Source organism: Parabacteroides sp. AT13, from assembly GCF_002272965.1.
Taxonomy (GTDB): Bacteria; Bacteroidota; Bacteroidia; order Bacteroidales; family Tannerellaceae; genus Parabacteroides; species Parabacteroides distasonis.
This window is the reverse complement of the sequence record NZ_NQMH01000001.1, coordinates 805328-831628: the sequence shown is the minus strand read 5'-3', so window position 1 is coordinate 831628 and position 26301 is coordinate 805328. Positions and strand designations below refer to the sequence as shown.

At 45.8% G+C, this 26301-nt stretch carries 22 protein-coding genes; 11 read left to right on the top strand and 11 right to left on the bottom strand.

The genetic code is table 11. From position 1 onward, the window contains the following. Positions 1-44: 44 nt before the first annotated feature. Together CI959_RS03935 and CI959_RS03930 are read left to right on the top strand one after the other, a co-directional pair. Positions 45-233, top strand: coding sequence for a hypothetical protein (locus CI959_RS03935; protein ID WP_005858876.1), 189 nt, complete (start codon positions 45-47; stop codon positions 231-233). After that, on the top strand, positions 221-553 hold the full coding sequence (locus CI959_RS03930) for a type II toxin-antitoxin system RelE/ParE family toxin (RefSeq protein ID WP_005858874.1): 333 nt from the start codon (positions 221-223) through the stop codon (positions 551-553). The genes CI959_RS03935 and CI959_RS03930 overlap by 13 nt, the downstream gene beginning before the upstream one ends. Here CI959_RS03930 and CI959_RS03925 read toward each other — a convergent pair. Beyond that, positions 513-1727 (bottom strand): S-adenosylmethionine:tRNA ribosyltransferase-isomerase, encoded by a 1215-nt coding sequence (locus CI959_RS03925; RefSeq protein ID WP_008779359.1) that lies wholly within the window; start codon positions 1725-1727, stop codon positions 513-515. The two genes, CI959_RS03930 and CI959_RS03925, sit on opposite strands and share 41 nt — an antisense overlap. A 125-nt stretch (positions 1728-1852) precedes the next feature. Between CI959_RS03925 and CI959_RS03920 the strand changes: the two genes are divergently transcribed. Genes CI959_RS03920 through CI959_RS03910 form a run of 3 tightly spaced genes read left to right on the top strand, consistent with a single transcriptional unit; the run spans position 1853 to position 5554 of the window. Next, the gene (locus CI959_RS03920; RefSeq protein ID WP_005858870.1) at positions 1853-2935 is read left to right on the top strand and encodes a DUF2027 domain-containing protein; all 1083 of its coding nucleotides are present in this window, start codon (positions 1853-1855) and stop codon (positions 2933-2935) included. Continuing rightward, positions 2925-3398: a CYTH domain-containing protein gene (locus tag CI959_RS03915; RefSeq protein WP_005858868.1), complete on the top strand. Its 474-nt coding sequence runs from the start codon at positions 2925-2927 to the stop codon at positions 3396-3398. Before CI959_RS03920 ends, CI959_RS03915 begins: the two co-directional genes overlap by 11 nt. Next, a complete protein-coding gene (locus CI959_RS03910; protein WP_005858866.1) occupies positions 3395-5554 on the top strand; it encodes a S46 family peptidase in 2160 nt (719 codons plus the stop codon). The genes CI959_RS03915 and CI959_RS03910 overlap by 4 nt, the downstream gene beginning before the upstream one ends. A 161-nt stretch (positions 5555-5715) precedes the next feature. Here the strand turns inward: CI959_RS03910 and CI959_RS21470 are convergent, their stop codons facing one another. From CI959_RS21470 to hemW, 3 genes are all read right to left on the bottom strand, one after another. After that, a complete protein-coding gene (locus tag CI959_RS21470; protein ID WP_005858864.1) occupies positions 5716-5883 on the bottom strand; it encodes a hypothetical protein in 168 nt (55 codons plus the stop codon). After that, entirely contained in the window at positions 5876-6475 is a 600-nt protein-coding gene (locus CI959_RS03905) for a zeta toxin family protein (protein ID WP_005858862.1), read from the bottom strand. Before CI959_RS03905 ends, CI959_RS21470 begins: the two co-directional genes overlap by 8 nt. Before the next feature lie 117 nt (positions 6476-6592). Further along, complete coding sequence (hemW, locus tag CI959_RS03900) at positions 6593-7720, bottom strand: radical SAM family heme chaperone HemW (RefSeq protein WP_008779361.1); 1128 nt, start codon at positions 7718-7720, stop codon at positions 6593-6595. Positions 7721-7910: 190 nt separating this feature from the next. Between hemW and CI959_RS03895 the strand changes: the two genes are divergently transcribed. From CI959_RS03895 to CI959_RS03885, 3 genes are all read left to right on the top strand, one after another. Then, on the top strand, positions 7911-10067 hold the full coding sequence (locus CI959_RS03895; RefSeq protein ID WP_057316733.1) for a translation factor GTPase family protein: 2157 nt from the start codon (positions 7911-7913) through the stop codon (positions 10065-10067). A gap of 159 nt (positions 10068-10226) precedes the next feature. Continuing rightward, positions 10227-10997, top strand: coding sequence for a UDP-2,3-diacylglucosamine diphosphatase (locus CI959_RS03890; protein WP_005868472.1), 771 nt, complete (start codon positions 10227-10229; stop codon positions 10995-10997). Continuing rightward, positions 10994-12148 (top strand): glycosyltransferase family protein, encoded by a 1155-nt coding sequence (locus CI959_RS03885; RefSeq protein WP_008779362.1) that lies wholly within the window; start codon positions 10994-10996, stop codon positions 12146-12148. Before CI959_RS03890 ends, CI959_RS03885 begins: the two co-directional genes overlap by 4 nt. A 125-nt stretch (positions 12149-12273) precedes the next feature. Here the strand turns inward: CI959_RS03885 and CI959_RS03880 are convergent, their stop codons facing one another. Together CI959_RS03880 and CI959_RS03875 are read right to left on the bottom strand one after the other, a co-directional pair. Further along, the gene (locus tag CI959_RS03880) at positions 12274-13554 is read right to left on the bottom strand and encodes an O-acetylhomoserine aminocarboxypropyltransferase/cysteine synthase family protein (RefSeq protein ID WP_008779363.1); all 1281 of its coding nucleotides are present in this window, start codon (positions 13552-13554) and stop codon (positions 12274-12276) included. A 70-nt stretch (positions 13555-13624) separates the two neighbouring features. Next, positions 13625-14953, bottom strand: a complete 1329-nt coding sequence (locus CI959_RS03875; RefSeq protein WP_005868477.1) for an MATE family efflux transporter — start codon at positions 14951-14953, stop codon at positions 13625-13627. 74 nt (positions 14954-15027) lie between these two features. Here CI959_RS03875 and CI959_RS03870 point away from each other — a divergent pair, with 74 nt between their 5' ends. Beyond that, on the top strand, positions 15028-15915 hold the full coding sequence (locus tag CI959_RS03870; protein WP_008772604.1) for a TIM barrel protein: 888 nt from the start codon (positions 15028-15030) through the stop codon (positions 15913-15915). A gap of 107 nt (positions 15916-16022) precedes the next feature. On the opposite strand, the gene CI959_RS03865 is transcribed toward CI959_RS03870, so the two are convergent. After that, complete coding sequence (locus CI959_RS03865; RefSeq protein ID WP_008779365.1) at positions 16023-18215, bottom strand: glutamine synthetase III; 2193 nt, start codon at positions 18213-18215, stop codon at positions 16023-16025. A 145-nt stretch (positions 18216-18360) separates the two neighbouring features. Beyond that, positions 18361-20565, bottom strand: coding sequence for a sodium-translocating pyrophosphatase (locus tag CI959_RS03860; protein WP_008779366.1), 2205 nt, complete (start codon positions 20563-20565; stop codon positions 18361-18363). A gap of 166 nt (positions 20566-20731) precedes the next feature. On the opposite strand from CI959_RS03860, the gene CI959_RS03855 reads away from it, so the two are divergent. Together CI959_RS03855 and CI959_RS03850 are read left to right on the top strand one after the other, a co-directional pair. After that, a complete protein-coding gene (locus tag CI959_RS03855; protein WP_005858815.1) occupies positions 20732-21568 on the top strand; it encodes a patatin-like phospholipase family protein in 837 nt (278 codons plus the stop codon). Between the two features lie 59 nt (positions 21569-21627). Further along, positions 21628-23331, top strand: coding sequence for an alpha-amylase family glycosyl hydrolase (locus CI959_RS03850; RefSeq protein WP_008777935.1), 1704 nt, complete (start codon positions 21628-21630; stop codon positions 23329-23331). A 161-nt stretch (positions 23332-23492) separates the two neighbouring features. On the opposite strand, the gene CI959_RS03845 is transcribed toward CI959_RS03850, so the two are convergent. The 3 genes from CI959_RS03845 to CI959_RS03835 are packed head-to-tail and all read right to left on the bottom strand — an operon-like array spanning position 23493 to position 25874. Beyond that, positions 23493-24512: an inorganic phosphate transporter gene (locus CI959_RS03845; protein WP_005868484.1), complete on the bottom strand. Its 1020-nt coding sequence runs from the start codon at positions 24510-24512 to the stop codon at positions 23493-23495. A 14-nt stretch (positions 24513-24526) separates the two neighbouring features. Then, the gene (locus CI959_RS03840; protein WP_005868485.1) at positions 24527-25174 is read right to left on the bottom strand and encodes a DUF47 domain-containing protein; all 648 of its coding nucleotides are present in this window, start codon (positions 25172-25174) and stop codon (positions 24527-24529) included. Between the two features lie 52 nt (positions 25175-25226). Continuing rightward, positions 25227-25874 (bottom strand): DedA family protein, encoded by a 648-nt coding sequence (locus tag CI959_RS03835; protein ID WP_005868486.1) that lies wholly within the window; start codon positions 25872-25874, stop codon positions 25227-25229. Positions 25875-26301 lie beyond the last annotated feature (427 nt).

The window sequence follows — 26301 nt, the reverse complement described above, 5'->3', positions numbered from 1 at the left end:
TTGAAAGAAAACAGTTACCTTTGTAGAAAACGAAACCTATTCAGATGAATCTATTAAGTAAGTCAAAAGTTGCTATGGCTATGGAAGGATTACCGGAGCATTTTTCTATGGACCAGCTTGTCGATAAGATGTCTTTTGTCGATAAGGTCTGTATTGGAATAAAAGAATCAGAAGAAGGAAAAGTGTTAACCAAATTGGAATGCCGGAATAAATTAGCGAAATGGTTGAAGTAAAATGGACTGATTTTGCGATCCAAAACCTTAATGAAATTGGAGATTATATTGAGAAGAAGAGTTATACCTCGTATGCCTCCCGAGTTGTAAGTGGATTGTTTGCGGCGGTAGATGTTTTAGAACGTTTTCCTTTGGCCGGGCGTATGGTTCCGGAGTTTCAAGATACGACTATAAGAGAGCTTATCCGGATGAATCATTACCGGATTGTTTACAGAGTGGTTAATGAGAGCCGAATAGATATTTTAACTGTTCACCATTCGGCTCGTATTTTACATGCATCTATATTAACAAGGAACTATCCCCATAACTTAGAAACCTGAAATCGTGCTCTAAGGCATACTCATAGATGGATTTCCAGTTTCCTTTTACGAAAGCGGAGATCAGCAAGAGCAAGGTGCTTTTGGGCTGGTGGAAGTTGGTGACGATTCCTTTTACGATCTTGAACTCATAGCCCGGGGCGATGATGATTTGTGTAGCCGTTACCAGCGTATCCGCATCATGCTTATCCAGATAATCGAGGATGTTTTGAAGGGAACGCTCCGCTGTCAGCCGGTTGTTATTCATGTCGTAAGGCATCCATTGTTTTACGACGAGATCTTCGGAAGTCGCTTCGGGGTTATTATCTAGGATCACGCCCATGTAATAGAGACTTTCCAAGGTCCGTACGGAAGTCGTTCCTACGGCGATGATATTTCCAAGGTTGCTTTTGATACGTTCGATGGAACTGCGGCGGACGGAGATAAATTCCGTGTGCATCTCGTGCCCTTCGATCGTGTCGCTTTTTACCGGTTTAAAGGTACCCGCTCCGACATGCAAGGTGACTTCTTCCCGCCCGATGCCCCGAGCATCTATATCGGCAAGTACTTCCGAAGTGAAATGAAGTCCGGCGGTCGGTGCGGCGACGGAGCCTTTTATCTTAGAATAAACCGTTTGATAGGTCTGTAGGTCGCTCTTCTCTGTTTCTCTGTGTAAATAAGGAGGAATCGGCAAGACCCCGGCGGCATCCAAGATATCGGCGAATGTATAAGTCTCGTTATCCCATGTGAATTCGATCAAATGTGTGTCACCATGAGACTTTTTCTTATCCGCTGTCAGCACGACCGGTTGATCCTTAATGAAGATCGTTTTGGATAAAGTGCCTTCTTTCCATTTCTTAAGGTTGCCAACCAAGCAAGTCCAGCTACAGCGTCGGGTCTCTTGAAAAATCAAGGCGTAATCATGAGGCTCGATGGGCTCTAAGCAGAAAATCTCGATGCGTGCGCCGGTCTCTTTCTGGAAAAGTAGGCGGGCTTGTATGACCCGGGTATTATTGAATACCATCAAGCTGTTTTGGGGAAGATAATCCGTGATATGCTTAAAGATACTTTCGCTTATTTCCCCGTTACGGTAGAGTAAAAGTTTGGACTCATCCCTTTTAGGCAATGGAAACTTCGCGATTCGTTCGTCCGGTAACGAATAGTTATAATCTTCGATACGTATTTCTTGTGTCTTCATTACTTCTTCTGTCCTGTTAAAAAAACATCCGTTTGTACGGATTCCGAGTGCAAAAGTAGTAAATAGGTTTCGGATTCGCGGATTATTCCCTAATTTTGTGCGCATAATATAATAAGGTATAGAATATGAGTATTCAAATAGGTGATAAAGTTCGCTTCCTGAATAGTGTGGGAGGTGGAGTCGTACGTGGATTCCGTGGAAAGGACCAAGTGTTGGTTGAGGATGAGGATGGGTTTGAGGTTCCTGCCTTGATCAAGGAATGTGTCGTGGTTGGGGGCAATGATATGCAAGTGCATAGCTCGAATCGCCCGAAAGTACAGGCTCCGGTAGAGACTCCTTCCCCAAAGAAGCCTGAACCCAAAGAGGAAAAGGTCGAGGAGACACCGGAGGGAGAGCGTCTGAATGTGTATCTGGCTTATCTCCCGGTCGATCCGAAGGCGTTTCAGCAATGTGGCTATGAGACGTATTTCGTGAATGATAGCAATTACTATTTGTTCTTCAATTATATGAACCGAACGAATAATAGCTGGACAAGTCGTTATAACGGGATTATTGAGCCGAATACGAAAATATTCCTAGAGGAGTTCGGTAAGCCGGAGTTGAATGATCTGGAAAGGATCTGCGTGCAACTGATCGCTTTCAAGAAGGATAAACCCTATTCGTTGAAAAACGCCGTATCTGTAGAGTTGCGCTTGGATACGGTTAAGTTCTACAAGCTTCACTGCTTTATGGAGAATGATTTCTTTGAGGAGGATGCCTTGATTTATCCGATTATCCGCAATGACTTGCCCGAGAGAGAACTATTGGTCTCTGCGGCGGAGTTGAAGGAAGCTATGCAGCAAAAGGTTCGTGAGGAACGTAGGGTTCCCCGGCAAATCGTGAAAAAGAAGCCGACGAATAGCGCTATCCTTGAGATCGATTTGCATATAACCGAATTGTTGGATAATACGAATGGATTGAGCAATGCGGATATGCTGACGTACCAGTTGGGAAAATTCCGTGAGGTGATGGATCAGTACGCTCTTAATAACGGACAGAAGATTGTCTTTATCCATGGAAAAGGCGATGGTGTACTGCGTAAGGCGATCGAGAAGGATTTGAAGACCCATTATAAGCAACATTATTTTCAAGACGCTTCTTTCCGCGAATATGGCTTTGGTGCGACGATGGTAACGATTAAGGCTGATACCTCGAAACATGGCCATTGAGATAGAACGGAAATTCTTGGTCTCCGGTGATTTCTTACCGGAGGCTGTTAGCTCCACCCGTATCGTGCAGGGATATATTTGCTCACAGCCCGGACGTACGGTTCGTATTCGTATCCGGGGAGAGGAGGGATTCCTAACGATCAAAGGCGCTTCGGATGAGAAAGGCTTGAGCCGTTATGAGTTCGAACAAAAGATTCCTCTGGTGGATGCCGAGCGGTTGTTGGAACTTTGCGAGCCGGGTGCGATCGACAAGGTTCGTTATCTGGTTCCCAGAGGCAGCCATACGTGGGAAGTCGATGTTTTCCACGGAGCGAATGAAGGGTTGATCCTTGCGGAGATCGAGTTATCGTCTGAGGACGAGCCTTTTGAGAAACCGGCTTGGCTTGGTAAGGAGGTAAGTGGAGATCGCCGTTATTATAATTCAATGTTGACAAAACATCCTTTTAATAGTTCAAATACATGAAGAAACTCTTTTTATCTGTAGCGGCCGCTATATTGGCGTTTCCGGTCTTGGCCGATGAGGGCATGTGGCTGCTCCCTTTATTGAAGCAACAAAAGTTTGCGGAGATGCAGGCCCTTGGTCTGCGATTAAGCGATCAGGAAGTGTATAGCGCCGAGGCTCCTTCCTTGAAAGACGCCGTGGTTCGTTTTGGCGGTGGTTGTACGGGCGAGATGATCTCTCCGGACGGGTTGGTGCTGACGAATCATCATTGTGGTTATAGTAGCATCCAACGGCATAGTACCTTGGAACATGATTATCTGACGGACGGCTTTTGGGCGATGTCTCGTGATAAGGAGCTTCCGAATCCGGGATTGACGGTTACTTTTATCGATAAGATCGACGACGTGACGGATTATGTGAGGACGGAACTGAAAAAGATCACGGATCCGAACAGCATGGAATTCTTGTCCGCTAAGTACTTGAATGGCCTCGCTAAAGCGAAAGTAGGTGAGAAGTTCTTACAGGATAACCCCGGTACGGAAGTCGAGATCAAGGCTTTTTATGGAGGTAATAAGTACTATATGTTTACCAAGAAGATCTATTCGGATGTCCGTTTAGTCGGTGCTCCCCCTTCCTCTATCGGTAAGTTCGGGGCGGATACGGATAACTGGATGTGGCCTCGCCATACCGGAGACTTCTCTCTTTTCCGTGTGTATGCCGACGCGAACGGAAATCCGGCACCTTATTCGGAAACCAATGTCCCGCTTCGTCCGAAACGTTGGCTAAAGCTTTCTTTAAAAGGTGTGGAGGAGAACGATTATGCCATGATCATGGGGTTCCCCGGCCGTACCAATAAATACTATACCTCATGGGAGGTAGCTGAACGTCGGGATATAGATAATGCGGTACGTATTAATATCCGTAATCTCCGTCAAGAGGCGATGCTGGAAGAAATGTTGAAAGATCCGCAAGTTCGGATTCAATACGCTAGTAAGTATGCAGGTTCTACGAACGCTTATAAGAATGCGATCGGTAGTAACTGGGCGATCAACAAACGTAATTTTGAGCAGGTGAAAAACGATGAGCAGGATCGTTTGATCGCTTGGTCGAAGAAGATGTGTGAGCCTGCTTATCCGGAAGCGCTTCTGACATTGGAGCAGATCGTTAATGATCGTAAGGATTTGCGTTTCCGTAGTTGGATGTTGGATGAGGCATTGAGCCGTGGCATCGAGTTCTCCAAAGTTCCGACCGATATCGAGACTGTTTGTGAGGCTTTGGAGGGGAAAGATCGTTCCGAGCAGCAAAAACAGGTCACTCAATTGGAGAGGGCTTTCCACCGTTTTGCTGATAAGGATTATGCGCCGATGGTTGATAAGAAGATAGCGAAAGTCATGTTAAAGGAATATAGGCGTTTGGTCGCTCCGAAGTCGCAGCCGGCTTATTTTTCCGTAATCGATAGCAAGTTTAAGGGGGATGTGGATAAATTCGTAGATTATCTGTTTGATAAATCGATCTATGGTAGCGAGAAGAACTTTAATGCGTTCAAGGAGCACCCGTCTGTCAAAACTTTGAGAGAAGATCCGATGATTCTGTTCGCGCAATCCGTAAAGGATGAGAAAAAGGCGTTAGATAAGGCTTTGGCTGATTTTGATGCCGGATATGCGATCGCCCATCGTGCGTATGTGAAAGGACTTTTAGCGATGTATGGAGACTTGGCTAGTTTTCCGGACGCGAACTCTACGCTTCGTCTGACTTATGGGCAGGTGAAAGGTTACAGTCCTCGTGATTGCGATTATTATGGTCATCAAACCACTTTAGACGGCGTCATGGAGAAGGAGGATTCTACGAATTGGGAATTTGTGGTTTCTGCTCGTTTGAAGGAATTATATCAAGCAGGAGACTTTGGCCCTTATAAGATGCCTAACGGTAAAATGCCGGTTGCCTTCTGTGCTACGACCCATACAACGGGAGGGAACTCCGGTAGTCCGGTATTGAATGGACAAGGAGAGTTAATCGGTATCAATTTCGACCGTAACTGGGAAGGAGTAGGAGGGGATATCCAATATCTGCCCGATTATCAACGCAGTATTATCGTAGATATCCGTTATGTCCTATTCGTAATCGATAAATATGCCGGAGCCGGTTATTTATTGAACGAGATGGAATTCTCAAGATAGAGAAGTAAGTTAACTTCGTGGGCGAAGTATGTTAACTGAAATGCCGAAGTATGTTAACATACTTCGCCCATGAACCTAAGTTCCTTTTTCTATAAAGCCAAAAAGAGGAGACATATCCCTGAAAGATACGTCTCCTCTTTTTGTATATGTATATCTATAACTTAATAAATCTTGTCAAGATCAACAGCTTTGACTCTGAAGATATGACCGTTACGAGAGAATACCAACTCTCCGTCTTCCTTCTTCTTCTGATTCACCAAACGCTGAAAAGCTATATTTGCACCTTTTACTATATTCTCTTCGAATTCTCTAACTTCTTGCTCATTCATGATGTTCAAGTTTTGTAAAAATATCTAGATTATACACTTCCCTTTTATCATTCTTGAATCCCTTGGCGATCACTTCCATGGGAGACATCGAATTATCAGTTATCATCCAATAGTCACTAATAGGAAGGTATAGCTCAAATAAATTGTGGATACCGGCCTCATACCGACGCCGTATCGTTGCTTCCGGAATATTGTGACCTCCGGCGGCTACCCTCATTTTTACACGTTCCACGGCTAGATCCGGCGTATTCAGCCAGAAGTAAAGCAATGTAACATAATAACCTTCCCTTTGTGCTTCCCGTATCAGGTTTGCGACTGAACGGGTGGCCAGCGTAGTTTCCATTGCGAAAGTCTCACCAGCACCGATGAGTTCCTTTATCCGCTTATACATAATACGACTAGCTTCAACGGCGACGGCTATACTGTCTGCATTAAAAGGGGAAAGTCCCTTGGCTATCTCGTCTGAGTTAACAAACTCCCTACATTTTAGCATTTCTGGTAAAATCGTGAAGGAAGCTGTTGTTTTTCCTGCTCCGTTGCAACCTGATATTATATACAAATATGGCACTGTTTGCTGTTTTTGATGCTGCAAATATATGTAATAGTTTTTTAATATGCGTCGTTTTATTTCTCAAAAATCGTGAAAATGTGCAGGAAATGTACTTTTAACTAACAGGTTTGTTGGCGAAAGTGGTGGTTTTGTTAATTTTTATACCCAAAGTAGATCACTCATGATTCCGTCGGAAACGAAGATTCCTGACTTGGATAAAATCAATTTGTCATCGGTTTGTAATAAGAGACCTTGGTTGATATGGGGTTGAGCTTGCTTTTGACAATAAGAAAGGAGCTTCCTGCCAAATTTTGTCTGGATATCAGCGAAAGAGACTCCCCACATGGTTCGAAGGCCGGTGATGATGAAGTCGTTGTACCGGGTGCATAGGTCTAAATCCTCGGATTCTATTGTCGGATGCCCATTTTCTATACCGTCTATATATATAGGTAGAGAAGATGGATTCCATTCCCGGTCTATTCCGTTATAAGAATGGGCGGAAGGACCGAGCCCCAGATATTTCTTTCCGGTCCAGTAGGAGCTATTGTGCTTGGAGAAGAACCCGGGACGGGTGAAATTAGATATCTCGTAATGCAAATAGCCTGCTTCTGCCAACCGATCTATTAATGTGGAAAAGAACGAGACGCTTAACTCCTCGTTTATGGGGGTCACTTTTCCCGCTTCCAGCAATTTGTAAAGTGCGGTACCTTCCTCGTAAATGAGGTGGTAGGCGGAAAGATGGGGAACATCCAACCGGATCGCTTGTCGCAAATTCTCTTCCCATGCTTGCTGCGTTTGGTTGGGGAGTCCGTAGATCAAATCGATACTGATATTTGTAATCCCATATTCCTTGCATAGTTCTACTGCTTTAATCGCTTGTTGCCGGTCATGGCGACGATTCAGAAAACGCAAATCTTCCGGATGAAAACTCTGTACACCCATACTGACCCGGTTAAAAGGATAATTACGGAGAAGCGATACATATTCTCGTTTCATGTCATCCGGATTCGCCTCTAAGGTAATCTCCATTTGCTCGGCTACATCAAAATGACGATAGATAGCCTCGAATATCTTGCCAAAATCCTTCTCGTCTAATTGAGAGGGGGTGCCTCCCCCGAAGTAAATGGTTTCTAATGCTTCGTTTCCTATATATCCCTTCCGCAATTCCATCTCTTTTATAAGTGCGTTTATATACGGCTCTTTATACTTCATCTCCGTATTGGAAAAAAAGTCACAGTATAAACACCGCTTGGCGCAAAAAGGAACGTGGATGTATAAACCTGCCATCTGTATGGACACAATTATATCTTTACACAAAGATATAATTTAAATTTCAAAAAACCTTGCTGCTGCACAACATAGTTCTCAAACACCGGGCGATAATTGCTTTTTTCCTTTACAATCTCTAATTTGCGCCCTCGTGAAAGTGATTCACGCCAAATAAACGTATTGTTAAACTCAAATAAATCCTGATATCATGAAAGTATACCAAACAAATGAAATTAAGAACATCTCTATCTTGGGAAGTTCGGGCTCTGGGAAAACCACTCTCGCTGAAGCTATGCTTTACGAGGGTGGAGTTATAAAACGCCGCGGCTCCGTTGAGGCAGGAAATACGGTGTCCGATTATTTCCCGGTTGAGAAAGAGTATGGATACTCAGTTTTCTCAACCGTTTTCAGTGTTGAGTGGCAGGATCGGAAGCTGAATTTCATCGATTGTCCGGGTTCTGATGATTTCGTTGGAGGAGCTGTTTCCGCTCTGAATGTCACGGATACGGCACTGATGGTATTGAATGCCCAGTACGGTGTTGAGGTTGGAACCATTAACCAGTTCCGGTATACTGAACAATTTCATAAACCGGTGATTTTTGTTGTCAATCAGCTTGATAATGATAAAGCCGACTATGAGGGAACCATCGCCCAGTTGAAAGACCGTTGGGGCAGTAAGATCGTTCCGATCCAATATCCGATTAGCTGCGGCTCTTCTTTCAATGCCGTGGTGGATGTATTAAAAATGAAGATGTATCGTTGGAAACCGGAAGGTGGAGTTCCTGATGTATTGGAAATCCCCGCCGAGGAAATGGATAAGGCGATGGAGTTGCATCAAGCCTTGGTGGAAGCCGCCGCTGAGAACGATGATACTTTGATGGAGAAATTCTTTGAGGAAGGTGCCTTGAGCGAGGATGATATGCGTGCCGGTATCCGTGCGGGCTTGGTTACTTGCGGTATGTTCCCGGTATTCTGCGTATGTGCCGGTCGTGATATGTGTGTTCGTCGTACGTTGGAGTTCTTGGGTAACGTGGTTCCTTGTACCGACAAGATGCCTCGTCTGATTACTACGGAAGGCGTAGAGGTGACTCCGGACTCGAATGGTCCTACTAGCTTGTTCTTCTTCAAGACTACCGTGGAACCTCATATTGGTCAGGTTTCCTATTTTAAAGTGATATCAGGAAAAGTAAAAGAAGGTGACGATTTGATGAATGCCGATCGTGGTTCCAAGGAGCGTATCGCACAGTTATTTGCGGTAGCCGGACAAACTCGTACCCCGGTTACGGAAATGGTGGCGGGTGATATTGGAGCGACCGTTAAGTTAAAGGATGTTCGCCGTGGTAATACATTGAACGGAAAGGGTTGTGATTATCGTTTCGACTTCATTAAATATCCGGATCCGAAATATCGTCGTGCTATCAAGCCGGTGAATGAGGCTGACGCCGAGAAGATGATGGAAATCTTGATACGTATGCGCGAGGAAGACCCGACATGGGTAATCGAGCAGTCCAAGGAATTGAAGCAGACAATCGTTTCCGGTCAAGGTGAGTTCCATCTTCGTACATTGAAATGGAGAATCGAGAATAATGATAAATTGCCGATCGAATATCTGGAGCCGAAGATCCCGTATCGTGAGACGATTACGAAAGCGGCCCGTGCGGATTACCGCCATAAGAAACAATCTGGTGGCGCAGGCCAGTTCGGTGAAGTTCACTTGATTATCGAGCCTTATTATGAAGGTATGCCTGCTCCGGATACCTACCGTTTCGGCGGACAGGAGTATAAGATGAATGTTCGTGATACTCAAATAATTGATTTGGATTGGGGTGGTAAAGTCGTGTTCGTAAACTGTATCGTTGGTGGTGCTATCGACGCTCGTTTCTTGCCGGCTATCCTAAAAGGTATCATGGCTCGTATGGAGCAAGGGCCGTTGACGGGTTCGTATGCTCGCGATGTGCGTATTTGCGTATACGATGGTAAGATGCACCCGGTAGACAGTAATGAAATCTCTTTCATGCTTGCCGGACGCAATGCGTTCAGTACCGCTTTCAAGGAGGCTGGCCCTAAGATCTTGGAGCCTGTTTACGATGTCGAGGTTTCCGTTCCTGCTGATTATCTGGGAGATGTGATGAGTGACTTGCAAGGACGCCGTGCCTTGATTATGGGTATGAATAGCGAGAAGGGATTTGAGAAACTATTGGCGAAAGTTCCTTTGAAAGAGATGTCTAACTATTCTACTTCACTAAGCTCCATTACGGGCGGACGTGCTTCCTTTACGATGAAGTTCGCTAGTTACGAGTTAGTTCCTGCCGATGTACAAGAGAAGTTGTTAAAGGCTTACGAGGCTACTCAATCAGAAGAATAGGTAAAGTAAAATGTCATCATAATTTTTTAATATTTAAAGTTAAACGAGAAAAGGCCGGCTTTGTGAAGAGCTGGCCTTTTTGTTATGTCTTTTTCATTAGGTTGTCGTGAACTTGTAATACCGAAAGTGTTCTTTTGTATCATCTTAAACAAGGAAAAGATGATATTAAGAAAGTACTATCCGACTATTGTCCTCTCTGACATCCATTTGGGATCGGAACATTCCCGGACGGAGGAGGTCACCCGTTTTCTCAAGCACGTAGATTGCGATCGATTGATTTTGAATGGTGATATCATCGATGGCTGGCAATTGAAGAAATCCGGTAAACGCTGGAAACAAAAGCATACCGATTTCTTTAAGGTATTGATGAAGATGATGGAGAAAAGGGGTACGGAGATTATCTATGTAGTGGGGAACCATGATGATTTTCTCGATAGCTTGGCTCCTTTTAAGTTCTCCAATATATCGATCGTAAAGGATTATTTACTGAAGACGAGACAAGGAAAACGCTATTTCGTGACACATGGCGATATTTTCGATACGGTTACGACCCATATGCGTTGGCTTGCCATGCTCGGGGATGTGGGATATACTTTTTTATTGTGGTTGAATAAGGTTTACAATCATCGTAGAGAGCGGCAAGGAAAACCTTATTTCTCTTTATCCCAAGAGGTGAAACACCGGGTGAAAAGTGCGGTCTCTTATATCTCGGAGTTTGAGAAAGAGTTGGTACGCTTAGCGGAGGCCAAGCATTTGGACGGGATTATTTGCGGCCATATTCACCAAGCGGCGAGCGTATGGTATGGTAATGTGCATTATCTAAATTCCGGCGATTGGGTGGAAAGCATGACCGCTCTCGTGGAGGATGAACAAGGAGAGTGGGATATTGTTACATATAATAATGTACAACTATATGCGGATGCCGTATGAAAATCCTGTTTATCATACAAGGTGAGGGACGTGGGCACTTGACCCAAGCGTTATCCTTACGCCAGAAATTGATGGCCGAAGGACATGAGATCGTTGGTGTGTTGGTCGGAAAAAGTCCGGCCCGCCGTTTACCGGATTTCTTCTTGAATAAGATTCTGTCGCCGGTATATCCGTTTGAAAGTCCGAATTTTTTACCGACGGCTAAGAATAAACAAGTGAGTTTGATGCGTAGCGTATTATATAATGTATTGCGTCTGCATAAATACATGGGAAGTATCCGTTATATCGACCGGATGATTCGGCAGACGGATGCGGATGTTGTCGTGAACTTCTACGAGCTATTGACGGGGCTGACTTACTTGATTCTCCGTCCGAAAGCAACGATGGTATGTATCGCCCATCAATATCTATTCTTGCATCCGGACTTCGTTTTCCCGAAGCAGAGCACATTGTCGTTGGCGTCGCTACGGTTTTTTACGAGATTAACGGCGATAGGCTCCGTCAAAAAATTAGCCTTGTCTTTTCGGAAGATGCGTGAGGCGCCGTTGGGAGGAATAGTCGTGGTTCCTCCTTTATTAAGGCAAGAAGTCTTGGATGCGGTTCCCTCGAACGGCAGTTATTTGCATGGTTATTTGTTGAATAGCGGGTTTAGTGAGGAGATCCGTTCTTGGCATTCCCGTCATCCTTCGGTTCCGATGCATTTCTTTTGGGATAAGAAAGATCAGCGAGCCGAGGTGAAAATAGATGATTGCCTTTCTTTCCATCAGCTGGATGATACGTTGTTTCTACGTTATATGTCGGGGGCGAAGGCTTATGCTACGACCGCCGGGTTCGAATCCGTATGTGAGGCGATGTATCTGAATAAACCTGTATTGATGGTTCCTACACATATTGAGCAAGCTTGCAATGCTTACGATGCCTCTTTGTCTGGCGCAGGCGTTGTCGCTGATTGTTTTGATCTGGACGTGTTATTATCCATTTCGGAAAGTCATGTGGAGAATTCGGTCTTCCGGCATTGGGTGAAACAGGCGGATTGGCTTATTCTTCGTGAGTTCCGTGAGGATTTGTTGCGTGAGGAACATCCGGTAACGAGCCTAGGGAGGATTACGACAAATTGGGTGGCGCGTCTGGGGAGATTCCTGCCTATCTAGGAACTTATAGCAGTACCGTGCTGTAGATGCAGGTGTGCCATGCTGATGGCACAGGCGTGCCACACTGATGGCACAGGCGTGCCACACTGATGGCACAAGCGTTTCATCAGCATGGCATAGATGTCTTATTTATTGAGCGCTTGCTCAATATCGGCGATGATATCATCGGCGTTCTCGATACCTACAGAGAAGCGGATTAAGTCCGGAGCCACGCCAGCCTCTATCAATTGCTCATCGCTCAACTGGCGGTGCGTATGACTGGCCGGGTGAAGCACGCAAGTACGGGCATCCGCTACGTGAGTTACGATAGCGGCGAGTTTCAAGCTATCCATAAACTTGATCGCTACCTCACGTCCACCTTTCAATCCGAAGGATAATACACCGCAAGAGCCATTCGGTAGATACTTCTTGGCGAGTTCATGGTACGGGTTGCCTTCCAATTCCGGATAATGAACCCAAGCTACCTTATCACATTTCTGTAGCCACTGCGCTACCGCCAAGGCGTTTTTGCAATGCTGCGGTACACGAAGATGCAAGGTCTCCAATCCCAGATTCAATAGGAATGCGTTTTGCGGGGATTGGATCGCTCCGAGGTCACGCATCAGTTGGCTAGTCGCTTTCGTGATGAACGCTAATTTCCCGAATGCCTTGGTATAGGTCAATCCGTGGTAAGAAGGGTCCGGTTGGCAAAGTCCCGGGAACTTCTCGGCATGCGCTTCCCAATCGAAATTGCCGCTGTCCACGATACAACCACCCACGCTCGTGGCATGGCCATCCATATATTTAGTCGTGGAGTGCGTAACGATATCCGCTCCCCATTCGAACGGACGGCAATTGATCGGCGTGGCGAACGTATTATCGACGATCAAGGGTACGCCATGATTATGGGCGATGCGGGCAAACTTCTCCACATCCAATACCATAACGCCCGGATTGGAGATCATCTCGCCGAACATCGCCTTCGTATTCGGGCGGAAAGCCTTGGAGATCTCTTCCTCGCTCGCATCTTGATCTACGAACGTGCATTCGATTCCCAGCTTCTTCAAGGTAACGGCCAGTAGATTATAAGTACCTCCATAAATGCTGGTAGCGCTTACGATATGATCGCCAGCCTCGCAAATATTGAAGAAAGCGAAAAAGCTAGCGGCCTGTCCGGATGAGGTCAGCATGGCGGCCACGCCACCTTCCAACGCCGCGATCTTGGCGGCTACAGCCTCGTTTGTCGGGTTTTGAAGGCGGGTATAGAAATAGCCGCTTTCCTCCAAATCGAACAATTTAGCCATCTGCTCGCTCGTCTCATACTTGAATGTCGTGCTTTGATAGATCGGGAGGACACGGGGTTCTCCTTTCTTGGGTTGCCAACCGGCCTGTACGCACAGGGTTTCCGGTTTGAATTTGTTATCCATATAGGTTGTTTTTTTAATTGAATGTCATTTTAATCGCGAATGTACGGAAAATCGGTAAGAATTGTTCCGCTTACAAGATCTTCTTCTGTAAGATACTGAACCAAATGAAAGCGACGACACCTTTTAGCATGCTGGAAAGGCTGATCGCCCACCAAACACCCGTAATACCCAGTCCCGCTGCCGCTAGCCCGATGGCCAAAGGTATGCGTAAGGTGTTACACGAGATGCTGATGATCGCCGGCGGAACCGTTCGGCCGGTACCGTAGAACATGCCTTGCGTGGTAATCTCCAGCATCATGAAGATCATCGAATATCCGTCGATCCGGAGAAATATACCACCGGCCTCATAAGCGGCTTGCTCCGGCACGATCAGCGAGAAGACCTCGCTACCGTAAAAGACGAATAACAACGTGCAGAGTACACCGATGATAGAAGTCATTTTAAGCGTCGTATGATAAGCGGTCAAGATACGTTCTTTCTTGCGTGCGGCGTAGTTCTGGGCGGTGAAAGCGGAGAGGGCCGTACTGAAGCCTTGTGAGGTGTTCCATGCGATCGCCTCCATTTGTCCGCCTGCCGTAAGCGTCATCAAACCGATATGCCCTCCGTAGGTGGAAGCTGTACGAGCCATAAAAAGATTGATGATCGCGAAGAATGTATTTAATAACGCTACCGGCAGGCCCAATTGGAAGATCCGCTTGGTGTAGCGTTCCTTTAAACGGACAAAGAAAGGGAATCCCCCGAACAATTTATTGCGGCATTTTAGCTGATAGACGAATAGTCCGCAAACCACCGCTTGGGAGATCCACGTAGCCCAAGCTGCGCCCGCCGTGCCCAAATGGAAGCCGAGTATAAATAAAGGATCTAGCACCATATTCAGTAAAAGACCTGTTCCGCTGATATAAAATGGAATCTTACTCAATCCCGCCGCATTATGAATCCCGGTAAACGCCGCCGAGAGGAAGATAAATGGGAATGCGGAAGCGACGATTCTCAAATATTCCACGGCGTTCAACGCGATCGGTTCCTCCAGTTTGTAGAAGCCGATAATCGGATGAGCGAGGACGAATAGCAAGAATCCCCAACAAAGCGAGAGGATCAAGGCGATCGTTAGGTTATGGGAAGCGAATCCTCGGGCATCTTCCACGTTTTGCGCCCCGATACTTTGCCCGACACTCACCTCCGAGCCTACTTTATTCAAGTAAGAGATCGAGTTCGTCATCCAAGTAAGGATACCAACGGCGCCGATAGCGGCTACGGCCTCGCTTCCCAATCGGCCTACCCAAGCCATGTCGGTGATGCTATAGGCCATTTGGATAAATGAGGTACCCATGATCGGCATCGCCAGATTGAATAGTTGCCGGGAGATGACCCCTTCGGTCAGATTTTTTGTTCCTTGCATGATCGTTTGTTTAAATGTGCGCGAAAGTAGAAATAATTTTGCTACCTTTAGCGACGTTAATCTTAAAGAATAGTATGATGATAACGAGACGGAATTTTTTGAAAGCGGGTGCCGCTGTGGCTGCGCTGAGTGTAGTACCGAACGGCTTTGCCTCTATCTTGGCTAAGAAAGAGAAAGCGATAGGTGTACAGTTGTATAGTGTCCGGGACGACTTGAAGACGGATTTTGACGGTACGATGAAGGCTTTGGTGGATATCGGTTATAAACGGATGGAAGCCGCCGGTTACCGGGATGGCAAATTCTACGGGAAATCCCCGGCCGAGATGAAGAAATATCTGGCGGATCTGGGTGCCCGTATGGTAGGTTCCCATACCGGAAGCGGTTTGCTGGCGGAGGGTGATACCAAGGGATGGGACTTCTGGAAAAAGAATGCCGCCGATACGGCAGAGGTAGGCTGTAAATGGATTGTTCAGGCGGGTTATCCCTCCAAAGATATCAAGAGCCTTTCGGACGTGAAGCGTTTAGCGGATCAATTTAATAAATGTGGTGAGATTGCGAAGGCGAATGGGTTGCGTTTCGCTTTCCATAACCATGTGGATGAATTCCATGAGCTGGAAGGGAAGATCCCGTTCGACGTGATGATCGAGAATACGGACAAAGGGCTGGTTACTTTCCAGATCGATACGGCTCAATTAGTGTATGGCGGTTTTAAATGTCATGATTACGTGAACCGTTATCCCGGTCGTTTCGCCAACTGGCACTTGAAAGACGCGAATGCGGATGGAAAGGGCAGCACAGAGATGGGCGCCGGAATCGTAGACTTCAAATCCTTATTCGCTGTGGCGGAGAAAGCCGGATTAGAGGATTACTTCATTGAGCAAGAGCGTTATAATATGACACCGCTGCAAGCGATGAAACATGATTATGACTTCTTGATGAATGCTTCTTATGTGAAGTGGTAAACGGGAGTATAGGCGTAGCCTTATGCCAGTATCGGTATAAGGCTGCGCCTATATCAGTGTGAGGCTATGCCGATACTGGCGCAAGGCAACGCCAGTACGGGTGTTTTTTATCGGATAAACAGGAGTTCCCTATACTTCGGCAACGGCCACATCTGGTTGTCCACCATCAGTTCCAGATCATCGATATGGTCACGGATCTCATCCAAATAAGGGGCTACCGAGTCGTGGTAAGCGATCGCCTTTTCCCGCATATCGGTCAAGCGGTTCGCTTTCTTGCGGGCCTCTACCATCTCATCCACTTTCTTGGTCACGGCACAGATATGCCCGGCTATCTTACGAACCAAGCGACGGGGCTCTTCCGACATATCGCGGAATTCCGGGTCATCGCCGAATGTCTCTTTCAACTTCGCTATATTATCCAGCAATACGCTCTGGTAGCGAACGGCTACCGGGATGATATGGTTCAAGGATAAATCCCCTAATACCCGAGCCTCGATCTGTACCTTTTTGATATAGACTTCCCATTTTACCTCATTACGCGCTTCCAATTCTTTCTGGGTAAGTACGCCGGTAGACGTGAACATCTCGATCGACTCCGGTTTAAGATAAGCGTCATATTGCAATGGAACACTATTTTGGCAATCCAGACCTCGCTTGGCGGCTTCCTCTTTCCATTCGTCCGAATAACCGTTTCCATCGAAGCGGATCGGCTTAGATTCCTTGATATAGGCTTTCAGCACCTTGAAGATCGCTACTTCCTTGCTTTTTCCTTCCGCTTGCAAAGCCTCTACGTCCTTCTTGAATTGTTGCAATTGATAGGCTACGGCGGAGTTCAACGCTAACATGGCTGATCCGCAGTTCACGGAAGAACCCGGGGCACGGAACTCAAAACGGTTTCCGGTGAAAGCGAAAGGAGAGGTACGGTTACGATCCGTATTGTCCAACAGCAGTTCGGGGATCTGCCCGAAGCCAAGATGCAAGCCCTTTTTATCGTCTACCTCGATAGCGTCCTCGATAGAGCTATTCTCGAACTTATCCAAGATCTCACTGATTTGCGTTCCGAGGAAAGTGGAGATGATAGCGGGAGGTGCCTCGTTCGCGCCTAGGCGGTGTGCGTTCGTGGCGGAAGCGATACTCGCTTTTAATAAAGCGTTGTATTTATAAACGGCCATGATAGTGTTCACCACGAAGGTGATGAAGCGCAGGTTGTCCTCACGGTCTTTACCCGGAGAGAATAAGTTTACCCCCTTGTCCGTTCCCATAGACCAGTTACAGTGTTTACCGGAACCGTTTACCCCGTTAAATGGCTTCTCGTGCAATAATACACGGAAATTATGACGGCGGGAGACACGTTTCATGACCGACATCAATAATTGGTTATGGTCGTTGGCTAGGTTACATTCCTCGTAAATAGGAGCTAGCTCGAACTGGTTGGGGGCTACTTCGTTATGGCGGGTCTTTACCGGGATACCTAGTTTATAGCATTCGGTTTCCAAGTCTTTCATGAATTCTTGTACACGAGAGGGGATAGCGCCAAAATAATGGTCGTCTAATTGTTGGTTCTTTGCGCTCTCATGTCCTAGCAAGGTACGCTCGGTCAGTGAGAGATCCGGACGAGCGGAATACAAGTCCTCGTCAACAAGGAAATATTCCTGTTCCCAACCAAGGTAAGTAATTATCTTATTGACATCCTCATCGAAATACCGATATACGTCTTTGGCGGCTTCTCCCAATACTTCGATAGAGCGGATCAGCGGGGTCTTATAATCCAGCGCTTCACCGGTATAAGCGATAAATACGGTTGGGATACAAAGTGTGTCATCTACGATAAAAGCGGGAGAGGAAGGGTCCCAAGCGGAGTAGCCGCGGGCCTCGAAGGTATTACGAAGTCCACCGTTCGGGAAACTGGAAGCGTCCGGTTCTTGCTGGACAAGCAATTTGCCGCTGAACTCCTCGATCATGCCACCGTTACCATCGTGTTCCACGAAAGCGTCGTGCTTCTCGGCGGTGCCATCGGTAAGCGGTTGAAACCAGTGGGTATAATGAGTGACTCCTTTTTCCAGTGCCCACATACGCATGCCGGCTGCCACATGATTGGCGATTTCCCGGTCGATAGGTGTGCCATTGTCAATGGCGTGGGTCAAGGCTTTGTACGTTTCCTTGGAGAGATATTTTTGCATCGCCTTCCGGTTGAAGACATTCTCGCCATAGTACTCAGATACTTTGTGTTCGGGAGTAACGGCTTCCACGGCCTTTCGGTTGGATGCCTTCTCCACAGCATTAAAGCGTGAGATTGACATTGTTGAATTGTTTTATGTTTTTACGACGCAAAAATACAAAACAGTTGACAATTGACAGTTGGCAATTGACAATTATTTAGTTTTCTCTATTAATTTGTCAATTTACTTCTCTAACTGTCAATTGCCAACTACTAACGGTCAACTATTAAAACAAACTCCAAGCCACCGTCAATCCCGCCATCACGATCGCTACCATGCTCATCAGCTTGATAAGGATATTCAAACTCGGGCCGGAAGTGTCTTTGAACGGATCGCCAACCGTATCGCCGACAACGGTTGCCTTATGCGCCTCGCTACCCTTGCCGCCGTGGTTTCCTTCCTCGATGAATTTCTTCGCGTTATCCCATGCTCCTCCGGCATTCGCCATGAATACGGCTAATACGAAGCCCGTGCTTAATCCACCGATCAATAATCCGACAACACCCGTCACACCAAATATGAGTCCGGTTAAGATGGGGGCGATAATAGCTAAAACGGAGGGAAGTACCATTTCGTGTTGCGCTCCTTTCGTCGAGATCTCAACGCAACGGGCATAATCCGGTTGTGCCTCTCCAGTCAGAATACCCTTGATTTCCTTGAACTGACGGCGAACTTCCTCCACCATGTGCCCGGCCGCACGCCCTACAGCATTCATCGTAAGGCCACAGAACATGAATGCCATCATGGAACCTAGGAACATTCCGGCTAAAACCTTAGGATTCATTAAGGTAACATCATAATATACCATAAAGTCCGAGAATGAGGCTTTAGATATTTCGATACTCCTGCCATCGGTAAAATTCAGGACGTTCTCTCCTAAACGGAGCAAACCGATCTTGATCTCTTCTACATAAGAGGCCAACAGAGCCAAGCCGGTTAACGCAGCGGAACCGATAGCGAAACCTTTACCTGTAGCGGCAGTCGTATTTCCTAATGAATCCAATGCGTCTGTACGCTTGCGGACTTCTTTCCCTAGGTTACACATCTCGGCGTTGCCTCCGGCATTATCCGCTATGGGACCGTAAGCGTCTGTAGCCAACGTAATACCTAAGGTCGATAGCATACCTACGGCAGCTATACCGATTCCGTATAATCCCATGCCCACGTTCGTGAAGTCGAATCCGGAGGCGAACAAGAAGGAACAAATAATACCGACCACGACGGCAAGTACCGGGATGGCCGTAGAGAGCATCCCTAGTCCGAGACCGGAGATAATAACCGTTGCCGGGCCTGTCAGCCCCGATTCGGAAACCAGCCGGGTCGGCTTATAGGACTGGGAGGTATAATACTCCGTCGCTTGCCCGATCACGATTCCGACTAGCAGACCTACGATCACGGAACAACCGATCCAGAACCAATTCTCCATGCCTAATACATAAAGAATCCCGAACGTGGAGATAGCGATCAATACGGAACTCAAGTTCGTTCCTATGGCTAAGGCTTTCAGTAGTTGCTTGATCGTCGCGTTCTCATTCGTACGGACGGCGAAAATACCAATAATAGATAAAATGATACCGACAGCGGCGATAAGCATTGGGGCGACAACCGCCTTATATTGTAATTCTACGCTTCCGGAAGAAACGAATGCGGCGGCTCCCAATGCGGCGGTCGCTAGGATGGAACCGCAATAAGATTCATATAGGTCGGCTCCCATACCGGCGACGTCACCTACATTGTCGCCTACGTTATCGGCGATTGTCGCCGGGTTACGAGGATCGTCCTCCGGGATCCCAGCCTCAACTTTACCTACTAAATCCGCTCCGACATCGGCGGCTTTCGTATAGATTCCTCCTCCCACACGTGCGAACAAGGCTTGCGTGGAGGCACCCATTCCGAATGTAAGCATGGTTGTCGTGATAATGGTGAGTTTATGGGTCGGGTCCAAAGCCTCGTCTGGGATGAAAGCATTTAACAGGATATACCAGAATGAGATATCCAGCAATCCAAGCCCAACGACTACTAAGCCCATGACCGCCCCGCTTCGGAAAGCCACTTGTAAACCTTTATTCAAGGAAGTGCGGGCTGCGTTCGCTGTACGGGCCGAGGCATAAGTCGCTGTTTTCATGCCTAAGAAACCCGCTAATCCTGAAAAGAAACCTCCTGTCAGGAAGGCGATCGGAACCCATTCGTTTTGAACATGGAAGCCATAGGCCATAATAGAGAATAAGATTACTAGGACAACGAAAACCGAGGCGACTACTTTGTATTGCTGTTTCAGATACGACATCGCCCCTTCACGTACAAAGGAGGCGATCTTTTTCATCAACTCAGTTCCTTCACTCTCTTTCATCATTTGCCTGAAGAAGAACCAGGCGAATGCTAGCGCTAGGACAGACGCTAACGGGATAATCCAGAAGATACTCGTAATCATAACATGGTAGATTTAATGTTATACTTAAGAAAACAATGTGACAACACCTTTGCTTTCCGTGTAAATGTAGCAAAAATAAAAGAGGATGGAAACTTTTTCCCTAATAATAATGTTTCTAATTAAAAAAAACAGCATATTTGTTACCAGATTAAGAGACAAGAAATAAATGGCAGAAGAGACAAACCATAAACCCTATAGGTTGGGCTTGGCGCTTAGCGGAGGCGGAGCGAAAGGTTTTGCGCATATCGGCGTATTTCGAATGATGGAAGAATGTGCGCTAAGACCGGATATTATAGTCGGTACCAGCGCGGGAGCTTTAATGGGCGCTTTGTTTGCCGATGGTTATTCGGCGGCGGAGATCCAAGAGCTTTTTACCGGACGTGAGTTCTCGGAATTCGCCCAGTTGCAGATTCCTAAGGCGGGTTTGTTCGATAGTAAGCGCTTTCGTTATTTCTTGAGGCGACACTTGCGGACCAAGAACATCGAGGACTTGCAAATTCCTCTGGTGGTTGTCGCGACTGATTTGGATAATGGCGAAAGCCATGAATTTAGGAGTGGTCCTATTGTTGAGGCGGTGACAGCTTCTTGTAGTATCCCGATTATTTTCAGTCCTGTAGTCATCAATGGCGTTCATTATGTGGATGGAGGATTATTTCACAACTTTCCGGTCTCCATCATCCGTGAGGAATGTGAGCGTATTATTGGGGTGAACGTAAGCCCGTTGATCCCGCAAAAATATAAGCAGACCATATTCCATATCGCCGAGCGCTCTTATCATTATATGTTCCGGGCAAATACGCTGGAGGATCGAGAGATGTGTGATGTCTTAATAGAAGCGGAGGAGTTTGGCTTATATAAGACATTCGATCTTGAGAATGTAGACGTGATTTGTAATATTGGCTATTCCGCCGCTGCCCGTTGCTTTGAGAAAGTGTTGGATGAGAATAAATATGAAACCTTGGTGAAAGCGATCGCGGCAAGAAAGAAAGGCCTGATGCCGTGACAAATCGTCTGTCTGGACAAAGCGCTTTCCCACAAAAACTTTATATATAGATGAACGCAATGGAACAAAAAAACAAGATGGTAATTTATCAGGTATTCCCGCGTTGGTTTGGGAATCTGCGACCATCTCCTGTAATGAATGGTAGTTTAGCCGAGAATGGAGTGGGTAAGTTTTCGGCTTTTACTCCTTTGGCTTTATCCAAAATCAAAGAACTAGGTGTTACTCATGTATGGTATACAGGGGTGATAGAGCACGCTACAAAAACCGATTACACCATGTTTGGCATCCGGAAAGACCATTCTGCCGTAGTAAAAGGTAAGGCCGGATCTCCATATGCTATAAAAGATTACTATGATATAGATCCGGATTTGGCGGATAATATCCAGAACCGTATGAGTGAGTTCGAGGATTTGGTGAAACGTACGCATGAGGCTGGGATGAAGGTTATTATCGATTTTGTACCCAACCATGTAGCACGTCAATATTTCTCGGACGCACGGGAACCTTTCGTGGAGGACTTAGGTCAAACGGATAATGTGTCCAAGGCTTTTGATGTGAATAATAACTTTTATTATCTTCCGGGGCAAACCTTGACGCTTCGTTTTGATCCGCAGCGTGAGGAGGATTTTGCCTATAGTGAGTTTCCGGCGAAGGTGACCGGTAACAATCATTTCGATGCCTATCCAAGCCAGAACGATTGGTATGAGACGGTGAAGCTGAACTACGGCGTGGATTATATGCACGGTGGTGCTTGCCATTTCAATACCATTCCCAATACGTGGGAGAAAATGTTGGAGATCTTGTTGTTCTGGGCTGATAAGGGGGTGGATGGTTTTCGTTGTGATATGGCTGAGATGGTCCCGGTAGAGTTTTGGAACTGGGTGATTCCTCAGGTGAAGAAGGTGCGTGATGTGATCTTTATAGCGGAGGTGTATAATCCGGATGAGTATAGGAATTATATTTATACGGGACACTTTGATTATTTGTATGACAAGGTTGGTCTTTATGATACGGTTCGTGCGGTGATGTGCGGACAGGCTCCGGCTAGTAATATATCGCATTGTTGGCAATCGTTGGAGGGAATCCAGAAAAATATGTTAAATTTCTTGGAGAATCACGATGAACAGCGTGTCGCTTCTGATTTCTTTGCGGGGGATGCTCGTCCGGGTATTCCGGGCATGATTGTCTCCGCTGCCATGAATACAAATCCGGTTATGATCTATAGTGGTCAGGAACTTGGCGAAAGAGGAATGGATGCGGAAGGTTTCAGTGGACGTGATGGCCGTACGACCATCTTCGATTATTGGAGCGTCGAGAGTTTGCGAAACTGGAATAATAATGGACTCTTTGATGGGGCTAAATTAACGCCGGCAGAACGCTCGTTGCGTGAGATGTACGCTAAGTTATTGAATGTGGTACGATCCGAGCCGGTTATTGTCGAGGGAGCGTTTTATGATTTGATGTACGCGAACTCCGGTAATCCTTATTTCAATCCGAACCGTCAGTATGCGTTCTTGCGCAAATGGAAGAACGAGGTACTTCTGGTTGTCGTGAATTTCGACCGTGCCGACCAATGTGTATGGGTAAATATCCCGGTCGAGGCATTCAAGGCTCTTGATTTTGAGGATAACAAACCGGCTGAATTGACCGACTTGTTAACCGGGGAAACGACTATCAGTACGCTAACAGACGCTTATCCTTATCAAGTGAAACTCCCTGCTTATTCCGGTAAGATGCTAAAGTTCTCTTTTCTCCATAAATAAGAGCTTTCTTGAAAAGTTTAGGTGTGCTGTATAGATAATTCGTTGGTGGAGTTAGGTGGTTGATACGGGACATCTAGCTTCATCGGGCAAGTAACTTAAGTGAAATGGCAAAGTAACTTAACATACTTGCCCGATGAAGCTAGATGACTTTTTTCTTTGATTTAAATGAAAAGAAGGGAAGCCATATAATAAATGCCAGCTGCTAAAAGCCCACTTACCGGGATCGTAAGAACCCATGCGGTCATCAAGCTTTGAGTTACTCCCCAACGAACGGCTGAAAGACGTTTGGTCGCACCAACTCCGATAATAGCCCCTGTAATTGTATGCGTGGTACTGACTGGGATCTTCAGAAACTCCGTAAGGTACAAAGTGAAGGCACCGGCTGTCTCAGCGATAACCCCTTCCAAGGGGGTTACCTTCGTGATTTTAGTACCCATTGTCTTTACTATTTTCCAGCCACCGGACATGGTTCCAAGTGAGATAGCGGTGAAACAAGAGAACGCTACCCAGTCGGGTAAATCGGAAATACTATTTATCCCCATTCCCAATCCCTCGGAGTGGGCTGCGATTAGGGCCGCGGCGATAATACCCATCACTTTTTGGGAATCATTCAATCCATGCCCGATACTGAATAAGGCGGAAGATACGAGTTGGAGTTTCTTGAACCATACCTCTGCCGTATGAGGGTGCACTCTTTTGCACATATGAAGCACTAATAAGGTAAACCCGAAAGCGACAATCATGCCTATGAAGGGAGCAAGGAAAATGAAAGCCGCTATTTTTAGGATAATGTTCAATTGGATCGCTTCAAAGCCGTGTGCCATGATAGCCGCTCCGGCGAATCCTCCGATAAGGGTGTGGGAAGAAGAGGAAGGAATACCTTTCCACCAAGTGAACAGGTTCCATGCGATAGCGGCGATTACCCCGGACAGGATAATCGGTAATGTGATATACTGCTCTACTACGGTTTTTGATACGGTATTGGCGATACCGAATCCCCCGATTATATACTTAGCGATGAAAAATGCGACGAAATTAAAGAATGCTGCCCATATTACAGCCTGAAAAGGGGTAAGGACCTTGGTCGATACAATGGTCGCTATCGAATTTGCCGCATCATGAAAGCCATTGATATAATCGAATATCAGAGACAGAATGATGATAATCACTAATAATTCCATAATATAGCCCTGTTTTATGCGTACTTTACGATCAAGTTCCTTAATATTTTACCGACATGTTCGGCGGCATCCGTTGTCTTTTCCAACTCATGCATGATTTCTTTGATTTTGATAAGCTCTATACTATCTTTTTCTTCCTCGAAAAGCTTCGTGATAAAAAGCTCATATACGTCGTCCGCTTGGTTTTCTATGTCATGTAGCTTGGTACAGTAATCACGTAACGTAGTCGGTTTCTTGCGAAAAGTCTCGAGTTCATCCATCGCTTTGCTGATATAGTGCGCCTCTTGTTGAATGAGTAAACTCAATTCTTTTCCGCTATCAGAGATGGGGCGTGGGTTATAGATGGTAATACGTTTGGCGGAACTGTTTATTCCATCAATAACATCATCTATGGATGAGGCTAAGTCGTGAATGTCTTCCCGATCGAAGGGGGTTATAAATGTCGTTCCTAGTTCATCAAAGATCAGATGGGTCAGTTTGTCCCCCTCCCGTTCCTTATCCTTGATTAGCTTATAATAATTAGCTCTTTCCGTAGGAGAATCATGTCGTAAGCTTTCTACCAGAATGCTGGAAGAGGCGGATAATATTTCAGACAATTGCTTTAAGAGTGGAAAGAACTTGGGTTCTTTGGGGGTGAATCGACTAAAAAAAGAATTTTTCATACATGTATATATTAAATCGTTTTTAAATACTTGGTTGTTGAATGAAAGTTTGTTATCTCTGTTTCCGTGCTTTTAGTTTTGCCCGTACTACCTCTATTACGGCAGGAAGTATGGATATGAATATAATTGCTATGATCAATAGCTTGAGGTTCTGCTGTACGAAAGGAAGATCTCCGAAAAAGTATCCTGCATAGCAGAAAAGCAGTACCCAGAAAGCGCCGCCTATCAGGTTGTAGATCATGAAATAGTAATAGTGCATTTTACCCATTCCGGCTACAAAGGGAGCGAAAGTACGGACAATCGGTACGAATCGGGCGATGATTATGGTTTTGCCTCCATATTTTTTGTAGAACTCATGCGTTTTGTCCAAATGGCTTTTCTTGAATATCTTGGAGTTGGGATTGTTAAATAGTTTACGACCAAAAAAATGACCTATCATATAATTACAGGAGTCTCCCAATACTGCCGCCGCGAATAATATCAAGGCTAAAAGATTTATCTCTAAAGGCATACCGGGTAACGCTGTTATCGCTCCGGCGACGAACAAGAGGGAATCCCCGGGCAAGAATGGGGTGGCTACCAATCCCGTTTCACAAAAAATGATTAGGAATAATATCGCGTAGGCCCAAGTATGATATTCTTGTACGATCTCGATCATATGCTGATCGATATGTAAGATGAAGTCTAATAAAAATTCCATTTTAGATTGATTATTAATTGATAAGAACTATCCTATATGACCCAATAAGAAAACAAAATAGATGTTTATTCTATTCCCTTTGAGAAATCTAGAAAATAAGAATAGTGAGAATGCAGACATTAAAGTGCTATCTTCTACTTTTTTGATGGAAATAAGGGGGAAAGAGAGTTTAAATGAGAATACGTCTTAGAGTATAGATATAGTACCCATAGGAGAACTTAAGGGGATTTATACAAAATGAAATGAATGTTTGTCTTTCTTTAGGATATTGAGTTTTTATAAACCGTACGATCCTTTCCGCGGATGAGGATAGGTTTGTCCTTGAGTTTTTTGATGTGGAGATGTTGCGGAATAGTGAAGCCCTGATATAGCCATCTTCCATCTTATAGCTTTGTTTTCCGTTGTATAGCTCTTTTTCGTATCGTTC